The following is a 15127-nucleotide window of genomic DNA, read 5'->3' as shown; positions in this document are numbered from 1 at the left end:
GTTATACTTCCCAATATTAAAGTGAAAAGAGGAACTTAAGTGAACGATTTTACATATATTAATCCAACAAAAATTGAATTTGGAAAAGACAAAGAGAATAATATTGGTGAGTATTTAGCTACTTCAGGTATCAAAAAAGTTCTCTTTCTCTATGGAACTGGTAGTATTAAAAAGAGTGGTCTCTATGAAAGAGTCATAAACTCGCTTAATAAAAATAATATAGAATTTGTAGAGCTTGCTGGTGTTGTGAGTAATCCTCTTCTTGGCAAAGTTAAAGAGGGAATTCTCCTTTCAAGGAAGCATGGGGTAGAAGCTATCCTCGGTGTTGGAGGTGGATCTGTTGTTGATAGTGCAAAAGCAATAGCTGCAGGGGTAGCATACGATGGTGATGTATGGGACTTTTTTATTAATAAAGCTCAAATCGCTAAAGCGCTTCCGGTCTTTACTATTATGACTCTCTCGGCAGCTGCCAGTGAAATGAATGGAAATTCGGTTGTGATGAATGAAAATACACAACAGAAGTACTCTATAGCATCTGTTCTGCTTAACCCAGTTATCTCTGTGATAAATCCAGAACTCATGAAAACAGTTGGTAGCGACTATTTAGCATATTCAGCTGTAGATATCATAGCTCACTCTATTGAAGTTTACTTCACAGCTACAACTCACCCTGCGTTTAATTCTAGAATTGTTGAGTCTATCATTAAAACCGTGATGGAGACAACTGAAGTACTTCTTAAAAATCCGGATGATTACGATGCAAGAGCAGAATTTGCTTGGGTAGCTATACAAGCGCTAAATGGTCTAACGCCAGCAGGAACTGCAGGAGGAAGCTTTCCCAACCATTTGATAGAGCATTCACTCTCAGCACTTTACAATGTAGCTCATGGAGCAGGTCTTTCCATAGTTATTCCTGCTTGGATGAAATGGTATAAGGATAAAAACTCAGCACAATTTCAAAGGTTTTCAAGAGAGATTTTCAACTCATCAAACGTAGACGAAGGAATTGAGAAACTCGAAGCTTGGTTTGCTAAAATAGGTTCACCAGTATCTCTAGAAGATGCGAATATACCAAGAAGCGCTATAAGTGCATTAGCTTCAAATGCTTATGAAACAGCTAAAGTATGGGGAATGAGTGAGATGTATACTCAAGAAACAATAGAAGAAATACTACAAAAAGCATAAAATAAAAGGATTATAAATGACAAATGAATTTAGTAAAGCAATGGATTTTAGACATGCATGTAAAGTTTTTGATGAAAATAAAAAGATATCAGATGAAGAGATAAACTTTATACTTGAAGCAGGGAGGAAGTCACCCTCTTCTTTTGGTATGGAAGCTTGGAAGTTTTTAGTAATAACAAATGAAGAGTTAAAAGCAAAACTTCGTCCAGCATGCTGGAATCAAGTACAAATCACATCTTGTTCTCACCTTGTGATTGTTTTAGCAGGGATAGAAAGTGTAAAACCAGAATCTGGTGAGGTGAAAAAAAGATTTAACAGACGAGAGATGCCAGAAGACAAACTTGAGTTTTATTTAGGACTCTATGCTAGTCATATGGAACAAACGCTAAGTAGTGATGAAAATATCTATGCATGGACTTCAAAGCAGTCCTACATAGCCGCAGGTAATATGATGACTGCTGCAGCAACATTAGAGATAGATTCTTGTCCTATAGAAGGATTTGATAAAAATCAAGTTGAAGAGATTTTAGGACTTGATAGATCGAAGTTTCAACTCTCTCTTGTATTGCCGTTTGGTTATAGAACTGATCCGCAATCTTCACAGCAAAGACTCTCTCAAGAAGAAGTTATAGAGTTTATCAAGTAAACTTATCAAATGCTTATTCAAGCATTTGATAGATAGTAATATTTTTATTTACCACTACATCTTTATATAAATCACTTGGTGTAACACCCGTAATATTTTTAAAAACAGCGTTAAAATGGGAGCTGTCATTATATAAATATTCCATCTGCTGTAAAGACTTGCCATCTTTCATATATGACAAAAATGTTTGACAAAATTTTTGAATGTATATATAGTTCTTCGGTGTTATGCCAATAATCTTTTTAAATTGTCTCTCCATTGTTTTTCGACTACAGTTAAAATCTTCAGCTAATTTTTCCACACTCACTTCAAAGTGGTACTCATTTTTTATCTTATCTAAGATGTTTTCTATGTTTTCTCTCTCGTGTCCATGTGAATGATACAATAAAAGCATTCTACTATTGAGGTACTCTATTTCATCTTCAATAGTTGCATTTTTATATAAATTAGGAAAATATCTATTGACTATATCAGCATCTAACTCTATATTATCTTTATTAAGGTGATGGGAGTCTTTATTAAAAAGTTTATAGTAACCTATGGGATGCAGTTCAACACAGATAATTGGATAAGTTGCTTTTTTTAGGTCTAAAAATACTTGTCTTGCTTTTCGCGTTTTAACGGTAAGGAAGAAGTTCCCTGGAATTAAAAACTTCTTTCCTGTGTGTAACTTATGATAACCCTGCAAACCTCTGTTAAATACTAAAAAATTTCCTCCATTAGGCAAACATAAAATTGCATCCATTGTTTCGATGGAGTCCACTACAAAATACTTATGAACAATATCTACTAATTCATTAACTGGTTTATAAACTTTATATTTCATTTAAATGCTTCTGATTAAAATTTGTGTTTGTATACTACCCAAGAAATATATAATTTACATTGTATAAATACGACTATTCATCTAATCTAATGGTAACTCAATAGAAAAACAGGTCATCTCTTTAAACTCGTCTAAATAGAGATTCCCATTATGCCCATATTTCACTATTGTTGAGGCAAGATATAGTCCTAATCCTTTTCCATTTAGTTCACTTTTAGTAGAGAAATAGGGATTAAACAGATTCCCCCTAATATTATCATCGATTTTCATCGCATTATCACAGATATCTATTTTAATAAATTTATCATTTTTAGTCACATTGATATCTACAAAAGGCATCTCTGCTCTACTTAAAAGTAATGCATCCTCTGAATTTTGTAGCAAGTATACAATAGCACGAGACATATCCTCTTTATTGATAAAAACATCTATATTACTATCAATCTTTTTTTTAACAGTAATTGAATTTTTTTTGTATGACTCACCAACCGTTTGCAAAGCATCCTCTATTAGCTCCTTAACGCTACACAAAGATTTAACTCTATCTGAACTATATGGACTTAAAAAACTATCTATGGTTGAAGATAGCTTTTGTAAAGTAGCATCTATATCTTGTAAGGATTTTTGAAAAAAATCTTTATTTCCTTCTTCTATGGAAGAGCTTTGACTCAGTATGATATCCATTTGCATATTTGCTGAAAGTGCCCCAATACTTGAGAGAGGTTGTCTCCACTGATGTCCAATCGTTTTGATTAGATTGTCCATTTCCAAACGGCAAGCCTCCTTTAAAAGTAGTGCTGTTTTTGCTTTAACTTTTGCTTCTAGTTCTTTTTCGAGAAGTTTGTATTTTTCATTTGATTTTTCCAGTTCAAGTTCTAGTATCTTTTTTTCATTAATATCTCGCCATACTGATACTATTGTATTTCTTCCATCTTGGTGCATAGCAGTCAAAGAGATGCTTGTCCAGAAATCTTCATTACTCATGCGCTTACATATCCACTCAAAATTGTGACTACCTTTATCTTTACATAACTTTAGCATCTCATTGACTTTTATGTATGACAAGGCTCCATCATCTTGAAACTCTGGAGATAGTTTAGATAGATGTAGACTTACAAGTTGCTCTTTGCTCGATGCTCCCATCATGTTTACAATGGCACTATTACACTCTGTAACAATCCCATCTTCTATAACTGCAATGCCATCAGAGAAATATTCAACTAATTTTTTATTTTCAAGATCTTTTTGCGTACTCTTTAATAACAATACTTTCTCTCTAATATAGTTTTTGTAAAATACATTTTAGAATAATTTTAAATATATATAGTTGTATAAACACGACACACTATCTAAGAAATCAAATTTACTACTTTTTATTACATATGAAGAGTTAAAAGTATAGAATTCGATTATGAATGAGTACATAGAAAAATTTACAAAAGCTATAGAGAATAGTTTCTTTTTAAAGCTACCCCAAGAAGAACAAGAGTTTATAAAAGAGAAGTCCTTCGCGTTTAAGTTCTCACATCAAGAGATTAAACAGATTATAGACATTGCTCGAGACTTAGAGATGTGGAATGAAACTACGATTATTCAAATATTTCCAGAGCATACTCAAAGAAAAGTTGTCTTTACAAGACTTAGGCAAGCTTATGAAGAGATACGAAACAAAACTAACTCTTATGATAATTTTACACTTAAAAATATTCCCCAAGAGCAGAAATTCACTTTTAAAACTGAGCCTAAAGAGGGTTTTGGTTTAGGTCTCTGCCCTGTTGCATCTGAGAAAACAAGATGTTGTAATCTTTTGACGCTTGATGCAGTTGAATCTTGCGGGTTTGATTGTTCTTACTGTTCAATCCAAAGTTTTTACAATCAAAACACAATTACCTTTGATAGTAGCTTTAAAGATAAGCTACTAGGCCTAACTCTTGAGCCAAATAAAACTTATCATATAGGAACGGGACAAGCCTCTGATTCACTTATGTTTGGAAACCGCGAAGGAGTTTTAGATGCTCTTTTTGAGTTTGCTAGAATAAATCCCAATGTACTTTTAGAGTTTAAAACAAAATCAGACAATGTAAAGTACTTCCTAGAAAATGAAGTACCTAAAAATATACTCTGTACATGGAGTCTTAATACAAAAACAATTATAGAAAATGAAGAGCATCTCACTGCCTCACTTGATAAACGCATAAACGCAGCAAGAAAAATGGCAGACAAGGGAGTCAAAGTTGGTTTTCACTTTCATCCTATAGTTGAGTATGATGGCTATTTAGCAGAGTATGCAGAAGTCTACAAAAGGCTTATCTCAGAGTTTCTACCAAGCGAAGTAGCTCTTGTAAGTTTTGGGACACTCACATTTATTAAGCCAGTTATTAAGCAGTTACGTGAACGCGAGTTTAGAACTAAGATAACGCAGATACCTCATGAAGACGCAAGCGGTAAAACATCTTATCCTGAATCTACAAAGGTAGAGATGTTTAAACATGCTTATGAGAGTTTTGAGCCTTGGCATCCTAAGGGTATAAACTCTGATAACAGAGTCTTTTTCTACCTCTGCATGGAAGAGCACTCAATGTGGAACAAAACCTTTGGTTACCAATACTCTACAAACAATGACTTTGAAAGAGATATGCTCAGTTCATACTGTAATAAAGTAGGCATAGAGTACTTTATTTAGATTTATGAAGGTTGCTCTACTCTTTTTACTTAGTTTTGCTTCCCTTATATACTCTAAAGAGTATGAACTCGAACTTGGTTTAGGAGTGGGAGCACTAAGTTATCCAAACTACATAGGCTCAAAGTCTTCACAATATTTAGCACTACCGATTCCATTTATCAGATACAGAGGAGAGAATTTTCGCATAGATGAAGATGGAATTAATGGAGAACTTTTTGGAATAAATGGCCTCAAACTTGAGCTAAGCATGAGTGGTTCTCTGCCTGCAAGTAGTGATAAGAATGGTGCGAGAAAAGATATGCCTGATTTAGACTTAAGTGGTGAAATTGGCTTTGAGGTTGTCTATAATATCTATGATAAAGGTATAAGTAAACTAGAACTAGAGTTTCCATTTAGAGCAGTATTTTCTACCAATTACACTAGAGTAGAGTATAGAGGAATAACTTCAAATCCACAACTAAAGTACTCGCTTAACTATAAAGACTTAACACTTACATTTCGTACAGGTATAATTGCTGCAGATGATGTATACCATAGTTACTATTATTCTGTAAAGAGTCAATATGCTACTGCTCAGCGTGATGCATATGAAGCACATAGTGGTTTTGGAGGTTTTAAAAATCGAGTAGGATTAACCTATAAAAAAGGTTCTTGGTGGAGCGGTGCCTTTATTTCATACTTTAATGTTAAAGATGCTGTTTACAAGGACTCTCCCTTACTTGAAACAGATACAGCCTTGTACTACGGAGTTTCACTAGCTTATATATTTTATACTCATCCCTAATAGGGTTTATGCAGTTTTCAAATAGCCTAAACTTTTTTTATCAATTACTATATCAAGAAGTAAGCAGAGTGCCTCTTTTTTTGAATTAACATACTCTTTAATGGTATTTGTTGGTTTGGAGTTTTGTGTAGCACCATACTCTTTTTGGATTAAAAAATCTCCAAAAAGCGTAGGGTAAATATTTATCTTGTAGTAGTAACTTCTCTCGTTAGAGTTTTTAAATAAAATCATTCTCTTCTCACTAATTATCTTTAATTAGATAATTAGCAAAAATTATTCCTAAATATATCTAGCTATTCATAGAGATGATAAAACAGTTTTCACCCTCTTGAACGCTAAAACTATGCTTTTTGCAAAATACATCATTCATCTCATTTTTCATCTCTAAGCTTTTAGCTAAAGCTTCATCTTTTGATTCAATTTCTAAATTGTTTTGCATGTCACTTCTTTTAAAACAACCACATTCTCTATCTACTATTATTTTATACATTTTAATTCCTTGTGTTTAATTTTGAAATATTATCCAAATCAACTTGTCAAGCCCTTACATATTCTTAGAGTCTAATTTCTTTAAGATATAATTAGCTCAAGATAACTATAAGGCATTAATGTGAATAAAAAAGTACTTCTCTTATGCAGTGATAACAGCTCGCTCTCCATCATCGCCCAAGCAATACTTACAAAGTATCTAAGTGAAATTGATTTTTTTAGTGGCGCTACAAAAAAGAGTAAAAAGATAGATGCAAATGTCATCAAATCTCTTAGTAGTCATTTACTTTGGAGAGATGAATATAACTCAAAGGTTTATGATCAAAATCCAGATATAAATTATGATTTAGTAATTACGCTCTGTGATAAGTCTTCTAAGGAGTGTCCAAAATCACTCTCAAAGTCTACTCAGATTCAGATAGAGTATGATGTTCCCACAAAAAACTCTCTAAGTGAAATCGAGCAGATTATAAAAGAGATGAAGATGGAGTTAATACCTATAGTTAGAAATGAACTCAGTGAATAAACAATGATTATTTGCCAATGGATCAGCCTCCTCCATCATTAAGCATGATAGATGCTCTTACCATACTAAGAAATCGCTTATTTTGATCAACTTTTTGACGACTAGAACTACTAATGTAAACTTGAAGTGAATAATTTTTCATGACATACTCCTCTACTTAAAAAGCATAGAACAGTTTAAACGTATAAACAACAAAACGAGTCTTAACCCAAAATTATTATAGCAAATAGTGTTCTCAAAAGCTGTTTAAAAATTATACAACTTATACTTAACCGCTTTAAAATATCAATATAGCTATAATTACATTTATAAAATACGGAATTACCAAGGAAATACAATGACACTAAGTCCCTACTTAGAACTAGGAAAGATAAATACACTCAGAGTAGATAGAGATACAACCCCAGGACTCTTTTTGATGGCTGAGGATGGCAATGATGTCCTTTTACCCGGGCAGTATGTAACGCAAGATATGATAGAAGATACACTCATAGATGTATTTTTGTATACAGACTCCGAAGATAGACTTGTTGCAACTACACTAAAGCCAAAAGCTATGCTTGATGAACTTGCTCTCTTTGAGGTTGTTGATGTAGCACCCTTTGGCGCATTTATGGATTGGGGTCTTACAAAAGATCTACTCGTACCAAATATGTTTCAAAAAACTCCATTTACTGTGGGTGAAAAACGCTACTTAAGAGTTATCTATGACGAGAGAACTCATAGACTTGTTGGAACCGAAAAACTAGGCGACTTTTTTGATAGAAAGGTAAAAGGTCTTGCTATTAATAAAGAGGCGAAGATACTTGTTATTTCTAAAACGCCACTAGGTTTTAAATGTATAGTCAACGATAAATATGAAGGTCTTATCTATCATAATGAAATCTTTGAAACTATAAATCTAGGTGATGAAAAAACTGCTTATGTCAAAACGATAAGAAAAGATGGAAATATTGACCTAACTCTTAGAAAACCAGGAAGTAAAAAGAGTGGTGGTTCTGATGAGAAAGTTATGACTCTTCTTAAAGAAGCTAAAGGAATACTTCCATACAACTACAAGAGCGATGCAGAGTTAATTAAAGATATCTTTGGACTAAGTAAAAAAGAGTTTAAGCGAACACTTACATCTCTTCAAGATGCTGGTAAGATAGATGTAAAAGATACTGGCATATATATCAAAGGCTAATAATGATAAAGAAAAAAGTAAATCAAGATTTAAGAGATAAAAATATAGAATTTGAAATCAACACAGTGAAGTATAGAGCCTTACGTTTTTACCAAACTAAGATGACTGTGGATGTGCTAATTCTCAATGATCCAGATAAAACAGGGGTACATAACATTCCTTTTGCACATATTCCAAAAGCAATTAAGAAATTCATCAAGCCAAACTAACTATAATATTTCTATGAATGAAACAATAGATAAAGCTGCTAGTGGTGGTGATTTTTATATCTGGGCAATCACATTTGGATTACTCATAGTTGGTGTTGCTTACTTAGCATATATAAATAGAAATATTGAAAGATAAATTAAAAAGGGATATAAAAAATGTCTAATTTAAAAAAATGTAATACACTCGAAGAAGTAAGAAGTGAGATAGATAAAATAGATGATCAACTAGTAGAAACTATTTCAGATAGAAGTCACTTAATTCGTCAAGCAGCAAGCTTTAAAAACAGTGTAGATGAAGTAAAGGCCCAAGACAGAATTGATTTTATAATTCAAAGAGTACGTCATAAAGGCATTCAACTAGGGATTAATCCAAATATGCTTGCAGAAATTTTTACTATAATGATAGATGAAATGGTAGAGATGGAGATATCAGAGTTTAGAAATTCTGATGTATTTTAAGATAAGATAATTGCTATCCATAAAGGATAGCAACTTAGCTTTCTACTTGTATCTATAAGTGATACGACCTTTATCAAGAGAGTATGGAGTTAGCTCCAGTTTCACTTTATCACCTGGAAGAATTTTAATATAGTGCATTCTCATCTTTCCAGCAATGTGACATAAAATAATATGTCCATTTTCTAATTCAACACGAAAAGTTGCGTTTGGCAATGCCTCAATAATCTTGCCATCAACTTCAATAACGTCTGCTTTAGCCATTTTTAAGTCCTTTTTCTCTTAAGCAAGAGATAATATTTCAGCTTTACCGTTAATAACTGCAACAGTATGCTCATAGTGTGAACCGCGTAAACCATCGGCACTAACAACATCCCATTTATTCTCTAGAATAATAGGAGTAGAATCTTTTTGACATACCATAGGCTCCAAACAAAAAACCATTCCATTCTTTATCTTTGGTCCAGACTTAGCGTTTGCACCATTTAAATAATTTGGAATTTCAGGTTCCTCATGAGGTTTTTTACCTATGCCATGTCCACAGAAATTTTTCAAAGGGACAAAACCTGCACTTAAAATATTGTCTTCTAATATTTTAGAAAGTTCTTTAAAGCGCATGCCTTCTTTGATTTCTGCGATAGAGTTTAAAAGTGTATCTTTAGCACAAGCGATCAATGCCTCGTCTAATTGAGTTATCTCACCAACACCAACTGAAATTGCAGCATCACCAAACCAACCATCTAACTCAGTACCAATATCGAAACCTATTACATCTCCACTTTGGAGTCTATAGTCTGTTGGGATACCATGAATGATTACTTGATTAAGGGAAGTACAAACAGCATTTGGAAAGCCATAAAGACCTTTAAAAGAAGGCTTAGCACCATGAGAGCGAATATAATCCTCTGCCATAGTATCAAGCTCTTTTAAAGAAGCTCCAACTTTTGTGTTTGCTCGAAGTAACTCAAGAGCACCGCCAACAATTTTGTTAGCAGCTCGAAGTTTTTCTATCTCTTGAGGTTTTCTTAGCGCAATCGCCATTTTTATAGACCGACCGCACTTAGAGTTTCATATTTACTTGAATAAATCTGTGCCTCAACTTTTCTCATTGTATCAAGTGCAACTTGAACAACGATTAAAACTGCTGTACCACCAAAGAAGAATGGAACACCCATCCCTTTAATAATCATAAATGGTAAAGTAGCAACAAGACCCAAATAAAGCGCACCAGTAAATGTTAATCTACTTGCAGTCTCATTTAAGAACTCTTTTGTCGCATTACCAGTACGAATACCTGGAATAAATCCACCTTGGCGTTTAAGGTTATCAGATATATCTTTTGCATTAAAAGTAATCGATGCATAGAAAAATGCAAAGAAAATAACAAATGCAAAAGTTAAAAAGTTAAAAAAGTAACTATTTGGGTTTAATAAATCTGCAATACCTTGAATAGTAGGGTTAGTACTAGAAGATAATACAGTCATAGGAAACATCAATATAGCACTTGCAAAGATAACTGGAATAACACCAGCTAAATTCACTTTAATAGGAATGTAATTCATTACACGCTTATCTTGGTTTTGCATCATAGTCTTTTTAGCATATGTAATTGGAATACGACGCTCACCAAGTTCAACATAAATAATAATAGCAACTGTACTTAAAATAAGTGCTAAGATAGCTATTACAGTAATGAAACTCATAGCACCAGAGTTAACCATAGTTATAGTTTGACCTATAGCTGATGGTATAGCTGATACGATTCCAGCAAAGATTATTAAAGAGATACCGTTACCGATACCACTTTGAGTAATCTGCTCACCAATCCACATGAGTAACATCGTTCCAGCTAACATTGAGATAGCAGAAAGAAGTATAAATGTATTTTGATCAGCTAAAATTGCACTATTTCCTGTAGGTCCAGTTAAACTCTGAAGTCCTACACTAACACCTATAGCTTGAATTATAGTAATAACAATAGTCGCATAACGAATAATTTGCATATACTTAACCATACCATCACGCTCTTTTTTCATTTGACCAAGAGTTGGAAATGTTGCAGCTAAAAGCTCCATAATAATCGATGCGGTGATATAAGGCATAATACCAAGTGATATAATAGATAGTCTCTCAACAGCGTTTCCACTGAACATGTTAAATAAACCAAGAGCATCTGATTGGTGTGAGTCGAAGAATGATGCAATAACTGCTGCATCTACGCCTGGAACTGGCACATAAGCCAGTAGGCGATAGATAAATAAAAACCCGATAGTAATAAGTATCTTATTAACTAGATTTTTATTCATTTGTTTAGTTACCTGTTGTAGTAACGTTTTCGTCTTTAATTTTCGAAGCTAAATCTTTCGCAGTAGCTCCTACTAGTTTTATTTTAGTAACACTAGCACTCATCTTGTGAACACCACGAATTGCTTCTACAGTGATTTCAGCAAGTTCAGCAACAGCTTTAATTTTACCTACATTAATTACATATGGTTTAATTACACGTGATGTAAAACCAATTTTAGGCATACGCTTTGCAAGTGGTTGTTGACCACCCTCAAAGTTTCTTTTTCTCTTGTAACCTGAACGAGACTTCTGACCTTTTTGACCACGAGCTGCAGTCTTACCAGTACCAGAAGCTTGTCCACGTCCAACACGTTTACGATTAGCAGTAGAACCTTCAGCAGGTGTTAAATTTTCAATACCCATCATCTATCCTTTTAATCTGCCAAGTGCTTCAACAGTAGCACGTACAAGTGTGTTAGGGTTGTTTGAACCGATTGATTTTGTAAGTATATCTTGTATACCTGCAAGCTCAAGAACTGGACGAGCAGCTCCACCGGCGATTACACCCGTACCTTCAGATGCTGGCTTAAGTAAAACGCGAGAAGCGTTATATTTATGCTCAATATCGTGTGCGATTGTTGAACCTTTAATCTTAACAGTTGTTAAGTTTTTAAAAGCGTTATCAACAGCCTTACGTATAGCATCAGGAACCTCTTTTGCTTTACCTACACCGTATCCGATTGTACCATTCTTGTTACCAACAACGATAAGTGCAGTAAAACGAAAACGTCTACCACCCTTAACAACTTTAGTAACACGACCAATATTTACAATTGATTCTTCAAAATCATCTCTGTTAATTTCCATCTTAGCCCCTAAAACTTAATTTCGTTAGCACGAAGTGAATCACCAAATGCAGCGATAACACCGTGATACTGGTAACCATTACGATCAAATACTATCTCGTTGATGTTAGCTTCTTTTAGTTTAGCAGCAAATGCTTCACCAAGTGCAGCTGCACCTTCTCTATTAGCTTTATGACCAGTAGCTTTTGAATTAAGTGCACATACAGTACTGCCAGCTACATCATCAATAGCCTGCACACTTAAATAACGGTTTGAACGAAATACAGAAACACGAGGAAGTGAAGCACAACCAGATATTTTTGCACGAATACGTAACTTACGCTTAACGCGATTTGCTACTTTAGATTTTAATACTTTAGCATTCATTTTTAATATCCTCCCTTACTTCTTAGCAGTTTTACCGGCTTTACGCACGATATGCTCTTCCATGTATTTCACACCTTTACCTTTGTAAGGCTCTGGTGGACGGAAACTTCTGATTTTTGCAGCTGCTGAACCTAAAAGTTGTTTGTCATGACTCTTAAGAGTGATAACATTTTTCTCAACTGTAGCTTCAAGACCATCAACTAAATCGAAGTCAATATCATGTGAGTGTCCAAGTTGAAGATTAAGAACTTTACCTTTAACAGCAGCTCTATAACCAACACCATTGATCTCTAATTGTTTAGAGTAACCTGTAGTTAAACCTGTAACAATATTTGCCGCAAGTGCTCTATAAGTTCCCCAAAAAGCTCTATGCTCACGAGCATCTGATAAAGTAGCAAAAGTTAATGTATTACCCTCAAGAGTAAAAGAAACATTTCCTTTTGTATCTAAATCCATAGTTGTTTTACCTTTAGTAAAAGTAATAACATTTCCATCTGCTTTAACTGTAATATCAGCTGCAAATTCTACTGGTAATTTTCCAATTCTAGACATGTTATTCTCCCCTTACCAAATTGTACACATAACTTCACCACCAATGCCAAGCTCAAAAGCTTTGTCATTAGCAAGAACGCCATGTGATGTACTTACAATAATAGTACCATAACCATTTTTGAAACGCTTGATATCTTCTTTACCTTTGTAAACACGACGACCAGGCTTAGAAACTCTTTTCATTTCATTGATTACTGTTTTACCTTCATCGTTATACTTAAGTACAACTTTGATAGTTTTTTTAACACCATCTTCAACTACATTTGCAGATTCAAGATAACCTTTTTCTACTAAGATATTTGCTACAGCTTCAACACTTTTTGAATGTACTAAAGTAGTAACTGGTAATCTTCTCATACCTGCATTACGAACACGAGTTAACGCATCTGATACTAGATCATTAATTGCCATTTTTATTCCTTGACTTTGTAAATACTTTGAATCTAATCAAAGTATAAACTAATAATTAGTAGTTTCCTCTTGGCTTACCAAGAAGACTTTCTAACACCTGGGATTAATCCCTCATTTGCCATTTTTCTAAAACATATACGACAGATACCAAAATCTCTAAGTACAGAGTGTGGACGACCACAAATCTGACAACGTGTATAACCACGTACTTTAAATTTAGGTTCTCTTGCCGCTTTTGCGATCATAGACTTTTTAGCCATTAGTTACTCCCTTTAGTAAAAGGCATACCCATTTTCTCTAAAAGAGCAAAACCAGCCTTATCTGAATCAGCACTAGTTACTACAGTAATATTCATACCATGAATTTGCATGATCGAATCATAACCAATCTCTGGGAAAATTAGTTGCTCTAATAGACCAAAATTGTAGTTACCACGACCATCAAAACCATTTCTTGGAACACCACGGAAATCTTTCACACGAGGAAGCGCGATAGATACTAGACGATCAAGAAAGTTATACATGTTTTCACCACGAAGAGTAACGCGTACGCCTACTGGCATACCTTCACGAACTTTAAAACCTGCAACAGATTTTTTCGCGATTACCGTAGACGCTTTTTGACCAGCAATCTTAGTAATTGTATCTTCAATGTTTTGAATAAGCTTATTATCTTTCATTGCAAAACCAGCACCAACAGAGATGATTATCTTCTCTAATTGTGGTGTTTGCATAGGATTTTTAATTCCTAAGTCAGCTTGTAACTCAGATTTTAGACCTAAATATTTTTCTTTTAAGCGTGCCATCTAATTATGCCTCCACTTTACGTACGTTTGAAGCGTCAATTGGCATCTCTTTATTGATATGCCCACCCTTCGTATTATCTTCAGTTGGTTTAACAGCTTTCTTAGCTATTTTACAACCCTCTACGATAACCTTGTTTTTCTTAGGCATTACTGATAAAACAGTAGCCTTAGTTCCACGGTCATCTCCAGCGATAATCTCTACAGTATCGCCTTTTTTGAAATTAAACTTTGCCATTAAACAACCTCCGGCGCAAGAGAAACAATTTTCATGAATCCAGCATAACGTACTTCACGACCAACAGGGCCAAAAATACGAGTACCGATTGGTTCTCTTTTGTCATCTAGGATTACAGCTGCATTATCATCAAAACGAATTAATGAACCATTTTCACGTTGAACTTCTTTATGAGTTCTAACGATAACAGCTTTAACAACCTTACCTTTTTTAACTTTAGCAGTTGGAGTCGCTTTTTTAACAGAAGCAACGATAACGTCACCTACTGATGCATAACGACGCTTAGAACCACCAAGTACCTTAATACACATAATCTCTTTAGCACCTGTATTATCAGCTACATTTAAACGAGTAAAACCCTGGATCATTATTCAGCTCCTGATACTACTGTTTTAAGTCTAAAAGATTTAGTCTTAGAAAGTGGGCGACACTCGATTGCAATAATCTCATCACCAACTTTAACTTCATTACGCTCATCATGTACTAAGTACTTTTTGAAACGCTTTACAACTTTGTGGTAACGAGGGTGCATTACACGACGTTCAACAACAATAGATACTGTTTTCTCGCCTGCAATAGTTACAACTTTACCTTGAATCTCACGTTTATGTGTCAT

Annotated in this window: 26 protein-coding genes; 9 read left to right on the top strand and 17 right to left on the bottom strand. The window is 34.2% G+C overall.

The window, feature by feature from the left end; all coding sequences use genetic code 11:
- Window positions 1-39: 39 nt before the first annotated feature.
- A complete protein-coding gene (locus GJV85_RS01440) occupies window positions 40-1185 on the top strand; it encodes an iron-containing alcohol dehydrogenase (protein WP_207562108.1) in 1146 nt (381 codons plus the stop codon).
- Between the two features lie 16 nt (window positions 1186-1201).
- Complete coding sequence (locus tag GJV85_RS01435) at window positions 1202-1831, top strand: NAD(P)H-dependent oxidoreductase (RefSeq protein ID WP_207562107.1); 630 nt, start codon at window positions 1202-1204, stop codon at window positions 1829-1831.
- Between the two features lie 13 nt (window positions 1832-1844).
- Here the strand turns inward: GJV85_RS01435 and GJV85_RS01430 are convergent, their stop codons facing one another.
- A complete protein-coding gene (locus tag GJV85_RS01430; RefSeq protein ID WP_207562106.1) occupies window positions 1845-2657 on the bottom strand; it encodes a helix-turn-helix domain-containing protein in 813 nt (270 codons plus the stop codon).
- Window positions 2658-2738: 81 nt separating this feature from the next.
- A complete protein-coding gene (locus tag GJV85_RS01425) occupies window positions 2739-3923 on the bottom strand; it encodes a PAS domain-containing protein (RefSeq protein WP_207562105.1) in 1185 nt (394 codons plus the stop codon).
- A 145-nt stretch (window positions 3924-4068) separates the two neighbouring features.
- Between GJV85_RS01425 and GJV85_RS01420 the strand changes: the two genes are divergently transcribed.
- A complete protein-coding gene (locus tag GJV85_RS01420; RefSeq protein WP_207562104.1) occupies window positions 4069-5340 on the top strand; it encodes an SPL family radical SAM protein in 1272 nt (423 codons plus the stop codon).
- Window positions 5341-5344: 4 nt separating this feature from the next.
- Window positions 5345-6124: a MipA/OmpV family protein gene (locus GJV85_RS01415; RefSeq protein ID WP_207562103.1), complete on the top strand. Its 780-nt coding sequence runs from the start codon at window positions 5345-5347 to the stop codon at window positions 6122-6124.
- A 6-nt stretch (window positions 6125-6130) separates the two neighbouring features.
- Here the strand turns inward: GJV85_RS01415 and GJV85_RS01410 are convergent, their stop codons facing one another.
- Window positions 6131-6355 carry a hypothetical protein gene (locus tag GJV85_RS01410; RefSeq protein WP_207562102.1) on the bottom strand — a complete coding sequence of 75 codons (225 nt, stop codon included), beginning with the start codon at window positions 6353-6355 and terminating at the stop codon, window positions 6131-6133.
- Between the two features lie 58 nt (window positions 6356-6413).
- On the bottom strand, window positions 6414-6614 hold the full coding sequence (locus tag GJV85_RS01405; RefSeq protein ID WP_207562101.1) for a hypothetical protein: 201 nt from the start codon (window positions 6612-6614) through the stop codon (window positions 6414-6416).
- Between the two features lie 120 nt (window positions 6615-6734).
- Between GJV85_RS01405 and GJV85_RS01400 the strand changes: the two genes are divergently transcribed.
- The 5 genes from GJV85_RS01400 to GJV85_RS01385 all read left to right on the top strand — a co-directional run bounded on the left by GJV85_RS01400 (window position 6735) and on the right by GJV85_RS01385 (window position 8993).
- Complete coding sequence (locus GJV85_RS01400; protein WP_207562100.1) at window positions 6735-7139, top strand: arsenate reductase/protein-tyrosine-phosphatase family protein; 405 nt, start codon at window positions 6735-6737, stop codon at window positions 7137-7139.
- Between the two features lie 337 nt (window positions 7140-7476).
- Window positions 7477-8325, top strand: coding sequence for a CvfB family protein (locus tag GJV85_RS01395; protein WP_207562099.1), 849 nt, complete (start codon window positions 7477-7479; stop codon window positions 8323-8325).
- Between the two features lie 2 nt (window positions 8326-8327).
- On the top strand, window positions 8328-8534 hold the full coding sequence (locus GJV85_RS01390) for a hypothetical protein (RefSeq protein ID WP_242689811.1): 207 nt from the start codon (window positions 8328-8330) through the stop codon (window positions 8532-8534).
- A gap of 13 nt (window positions 8535-8547) precedes the next feature.
- Window positions 8548-8670, top strand: a complete 123-nt coding sequence (locus GJV85_RS13740) for a hypothetical protein (RefSeq protein ID WP_255550557.1) — start codon at window positions 8548-8550, stop codon at window positions 8668-8670.
- 20 nt (window positions 8671-8690) lie between these two features.
- Window positions 8691-8993 carry a chorismate mutase gene (locus GJV85_RS01385; RefSeq protein ID WP_207562098.1) on the top strand — a complete coding sequence of 101 codons (303 nt, stop codon included), beginning with the start codon at window positions 8691-8693 and terminating at the stop codon, window positions 8991-8993.
- Window positions 8994-9035: 42 nt separating this feature from the next.
- On the opposite strand, the gene infA is transcribed toward GJV85_RS01385, so the two are convergent.
- From infA to rpsQ, 13 genes are all read right to left on the bottom strand, one after another.
- Window positions 9036-9254 (bottom strand): translation initiation factor IF-1, encoded by a 219-nt coding sequence (gene infA, locus GJV85_RS01380; RefSeq protein WP_013326041.1) that lies wholly within the window; start codon window positions 9252-9254, stop codon window positions 9036-9038.
- An 18-nt stretch (window positions 9255-9272) separates the two neighbouring features.
- Window positions 9273-10031, bottom strand: coding sequence for a type I methionyl aminopeptidase (gene map, locus GJV85_RS01375; protein ID WP_207562097.1), 759 nt, complete (start codon window positions 10029-10031; stop codon window positions 9273-9275).
- Window positions 10032-10033: 2 nt separating this feature from the next.
- Window positions 10034-11296, bottom strand: coding sequence for a preprotein translocase subunit SecY (gene secY, locus GJV85_RS01370; protein ID WP_207562096.1), 1263 nt, complete (start codon window positions 11294-11296; stop codon window positions 10034-10036).
- A 4-nt stretch (window positions 11297-11300) separates the two neighbouring features.
- Window positions 11301-11699 carry a 50S ribosomal protein L15 gene (rplO, locus tag GJV85_RS01365; protein ID WP_207562095.1) on the bottom strand — a complete coding sequence of 133 codons (399 nt, stop codon included), beginning with the start codon at window positions 11697-11699 and terminating at the stop codon, window positions 11301-11303.
- A 3-nt stretch (window positions 11700-11702) separates the two neighbouring features.
- The gene (rpsE, locus tag GJV85_RS01360; protein ID WP_207562094.1) at window positions 11703-12143 is read right to left on the bottom strand and encodes a 30S ribosomal protein S5; all 441 of its coding nucleotides are present in this window, start codon (window positions 12141-12143) and stop codon (window positions 11703-11705) included.
- An 8-nt stretch (window positions 12144-12151) separates the two neighbouring features.
- Complete coding sequence (gene rplR / locus GJV85_RS01355; protein ID WP_207562093.1) at window positions 12152-12508, bottom strand: 50S ribosomal protein L18; 357 nt, start codon at window positions 12506-12508, stop codon at window positions 12152-12154.
- A gap of 15 nt (window positions 12509-12523) precedes the next feature.
- Window positions 12524-13060, bottom strand: coding sequence for a 50S ribosomal protein L6 (gene rplF / locus GJV85_RS01350; protein WP_207562092.1), 537 nt, complete (start codon window positions 13058-13060; stop codon window positions 12524-12526).
- A gap of 12 nt (window positions 13061-13072) precedes the next feature.
- Window positions 13073-13471 (bottom strand): 30S ribosomal protein S8, encoded by a 399-nt coding sequence (rpsH, locus tag GJV85_RS01345; protein WP_207562091.1) that lies wholly within the window; start codon window positions 13469-13471, stop codon window positions 13073-13075.
- Between the two features lie 74 nt (window positions 13472-13545).
- Window positions 13546-13731 (bottom strand): type Z 30S ribosomal protein S14, encoded by a 186-nt coding sequence (locus tag GJV85_RS01340; RefSeq protein WP_106184722.1) that lies wholly within the window; start codon window positions 13729-13731, stop codon window positions 13546-13548.
- Window positions 13731-14276 carry a 50S ribosomal protein L5 gene (gene rplE, locus GJV85_RS01335; RefSeq protein ID WP_207562090.1) on the bottom strand — a complete coding sequence of 182 codons (546 nt, stop codon included), beginning with the start codon at window positions 14274-14276 and terminating at the stop codon, window positions 13731-13733. The genes GJV85_RS01340 and rplE overlap by 1 nt, the downstream gene beginning before the upstream one ends.
- Before the next feature lie 4 nt (window positions 14277-14280).
- Window positions 14281-14511 (bottom strand): 50S ribosomal protein L24, encoded by a 231-nt coding sequence (gene rplX / locus GJV85_RS01330; RefSeq protein ID WP_207562089.1) that lies wholly within the window; start codon window positions 14509-14511, stop codon window positions 14281-14283.
- Window positions 14511-14879 carry a 50S ribosomal protein L14 gene (rplN, locus tag GJV85_RS01325; RefSeq protein ID WP_207562088.1) on the bottom strand — a complete coding sequence of 123 codons (369 nt, stop codon included), beginning with the start codon at window positions 14877-14879 and terminating at the stop codon, window positions 14511-14513. The genes rplX and rplN overlap by 1 nt, the downstream gene beginning before the upstream one ends.
- Entirely contained in the window at window positions 14879-15127 is a 249-nt protein-coding gene (gene rpsQ / locus GJV85_RS01320) for a 30S ribosomal protein S17 (protein ID WP_207562087.1), read from the bottom strand. The genes rplN and rpsQ overlap by 1 nt, the downstream gene beginning before the upstream one ends.

The sequence above is a fragment of the Sulfurimonas aquatica genome, assembly GCF_017357825.1.
GTDB lineage: Bacteria > Campylobacterota > Campylobacteria > Campylobacterales > Sulfurimonadaceae > Sulfurimonas > Sulfurimonas aquatica.
The sequence above is the reverse complement of the archived record's forward strand: the minus strand, read 5'-3'. Positions and strand labels throughout refer to the sequence as shown.

Coding starts and splice junctions, on each gene's coding strand:
- rplR (WP_207562093.1), bottom strand. CDS start 12,508: ATGAATGCTAAAGTATTAAAATCTAAAGTAGCAAATCGCGTTAAGCGT.
- GJV85_RS01395 (WP_207562099.1), top strand. CDS start 7,477: ATGACACTAAGTCCCTACTTAGAACTAGGAAAGATAAATACACTCAGA.
- GJV85_RS01340 (WP_106184722.1), bottom strand. CDS start 13,731: ATGGCTAAAAAGTCTATGATCGCAAAAGCGGCAAGAGAACCTAAATTT.
- GJV85_RS01420 (WP_207562104.1), top strand. CDS start 4,069: ATGAATGAGTACATAGAAAAATTTACAAAAGCTATAGAGAATAGTTTC.
- rpsH (WP_207562091.1), bottom strand. CDS start 13,471: ATGGCAATTAATGATCTAGTATCAGATGCGTTAACTCGTGTTCGTAAT.
- rpsE (WP_207562094.1), bottom strand. CDS start 12,143: ATGGAAATTAACAGAGATGATTTTGAAGAATCAATTGTAAATATTGGT.
- GJV85_RS13740 (WP_255550557.1), top strand. CDS start 8,548: ATGAATGAAACAATAGATAAAGCTGCTAGTGGTGGTGATTTTTATATC.
- rplF (WP_207562092.1), bottom strand. CDS start 13,060: ATGTCTAGAATTGGAAAATTACCAGTAGAATTTGCAGCTGATATTACA.
- GJV85_RS01390 (WP_242689811.1), top strand. CDS start 8,328: ATGATAAAGAAAAAAGTAAATCAAGATTTAAGAGATAAAAATATAGAA.
- rplX (WP_207562089.1), bottom strand. CDS start 14,511: ATGGCAAAGTTTAATTTCAAAAAAGGCGATACTGTAGAGATTATCGCT.
- GJV85_RS01435 (WP_207562107.1), top strand. CDS start 1,202: ATGACAAATGAATTTAGTAAAGCAATGGATTTTAGACATGCATGTAAA.
- rplN (WP_207562088.1), bottom strand. CDS start 14,879: ATGATCCAGGGTTTTACTCGTTTAAATGTAGCTGATAATACAGGTGCT.
- secY (WP_207562096.1), bottom strand. CDS start 11,296: ATGAATAAAAATCTAGTTAATAAGATACTTATTACTATCGGGTTTTTA.
- GJV85_RS01405 (WP_207562101.1), bottom strand. CDS start 6,614: ATGTATAAAATAATAGTAGATAGAGAATGTGGTTGTTTTAAAAGAAGT.
- GJV85_RS01415 (WP_207562103.1), top strand. CDS start 5,345: ATGAAGGTTGCTCTACTCTTTTTACTTAGTTTTGCTTCCCTTATATAC.
- GJV85_RS01385 (WP_207562098.1), top strand. CDS start 8,691: ATGTCTAATTTAAAAAAATGTAATACACTCGAAGAAGTAAGAAGTGAG.
- rpsQ (WP_207562087.1), bottom strand. CDS start 15,127: ATGACACATAAACGTGAGATTCAAGGTAAAGTTGTAACTATTGCAGGC.
- rplO (WP_207562095.1), bottom strand. CDS start 11,699: ATGGGTATTGAAAATTTAACACCTGCTGAAGGTTCTACTGCTAATCGT.
- GJV85_RS01430 (WP_207562106.1), bottom strand. CDS start 2,657: ATGAAATATAAAGTTTATAAACCAGTTAATGAATTAGTAGATATTGTT.
- map (WP_207562097.1), bottom strand. CDS start 10,031: ATGGCGATTGCGCTAAGAAAACCTCAAGAGATAGAAAAACTTCGAGCT.
- rplE (WP_207562090.1), bottom strand. CDS start 14,276: ATGGCACGCTTAAAAGAAAAATATTTAGGTCTAAAATCTGAGTTACAA.
- GJV85_RS01410 (WP_207562102.1), bottom strand. CDS start 6,355: ATGATTTTATTTAAAAACTCTAACGAGAGAAGTTACTACTACAAGATA.
- infA (WP_013326041.1), bottom strand. CDS start 9,254: ATGGCTAAAGCAGACGTTATTGAAGTTGATGGCAAGATTATTGAGGCA.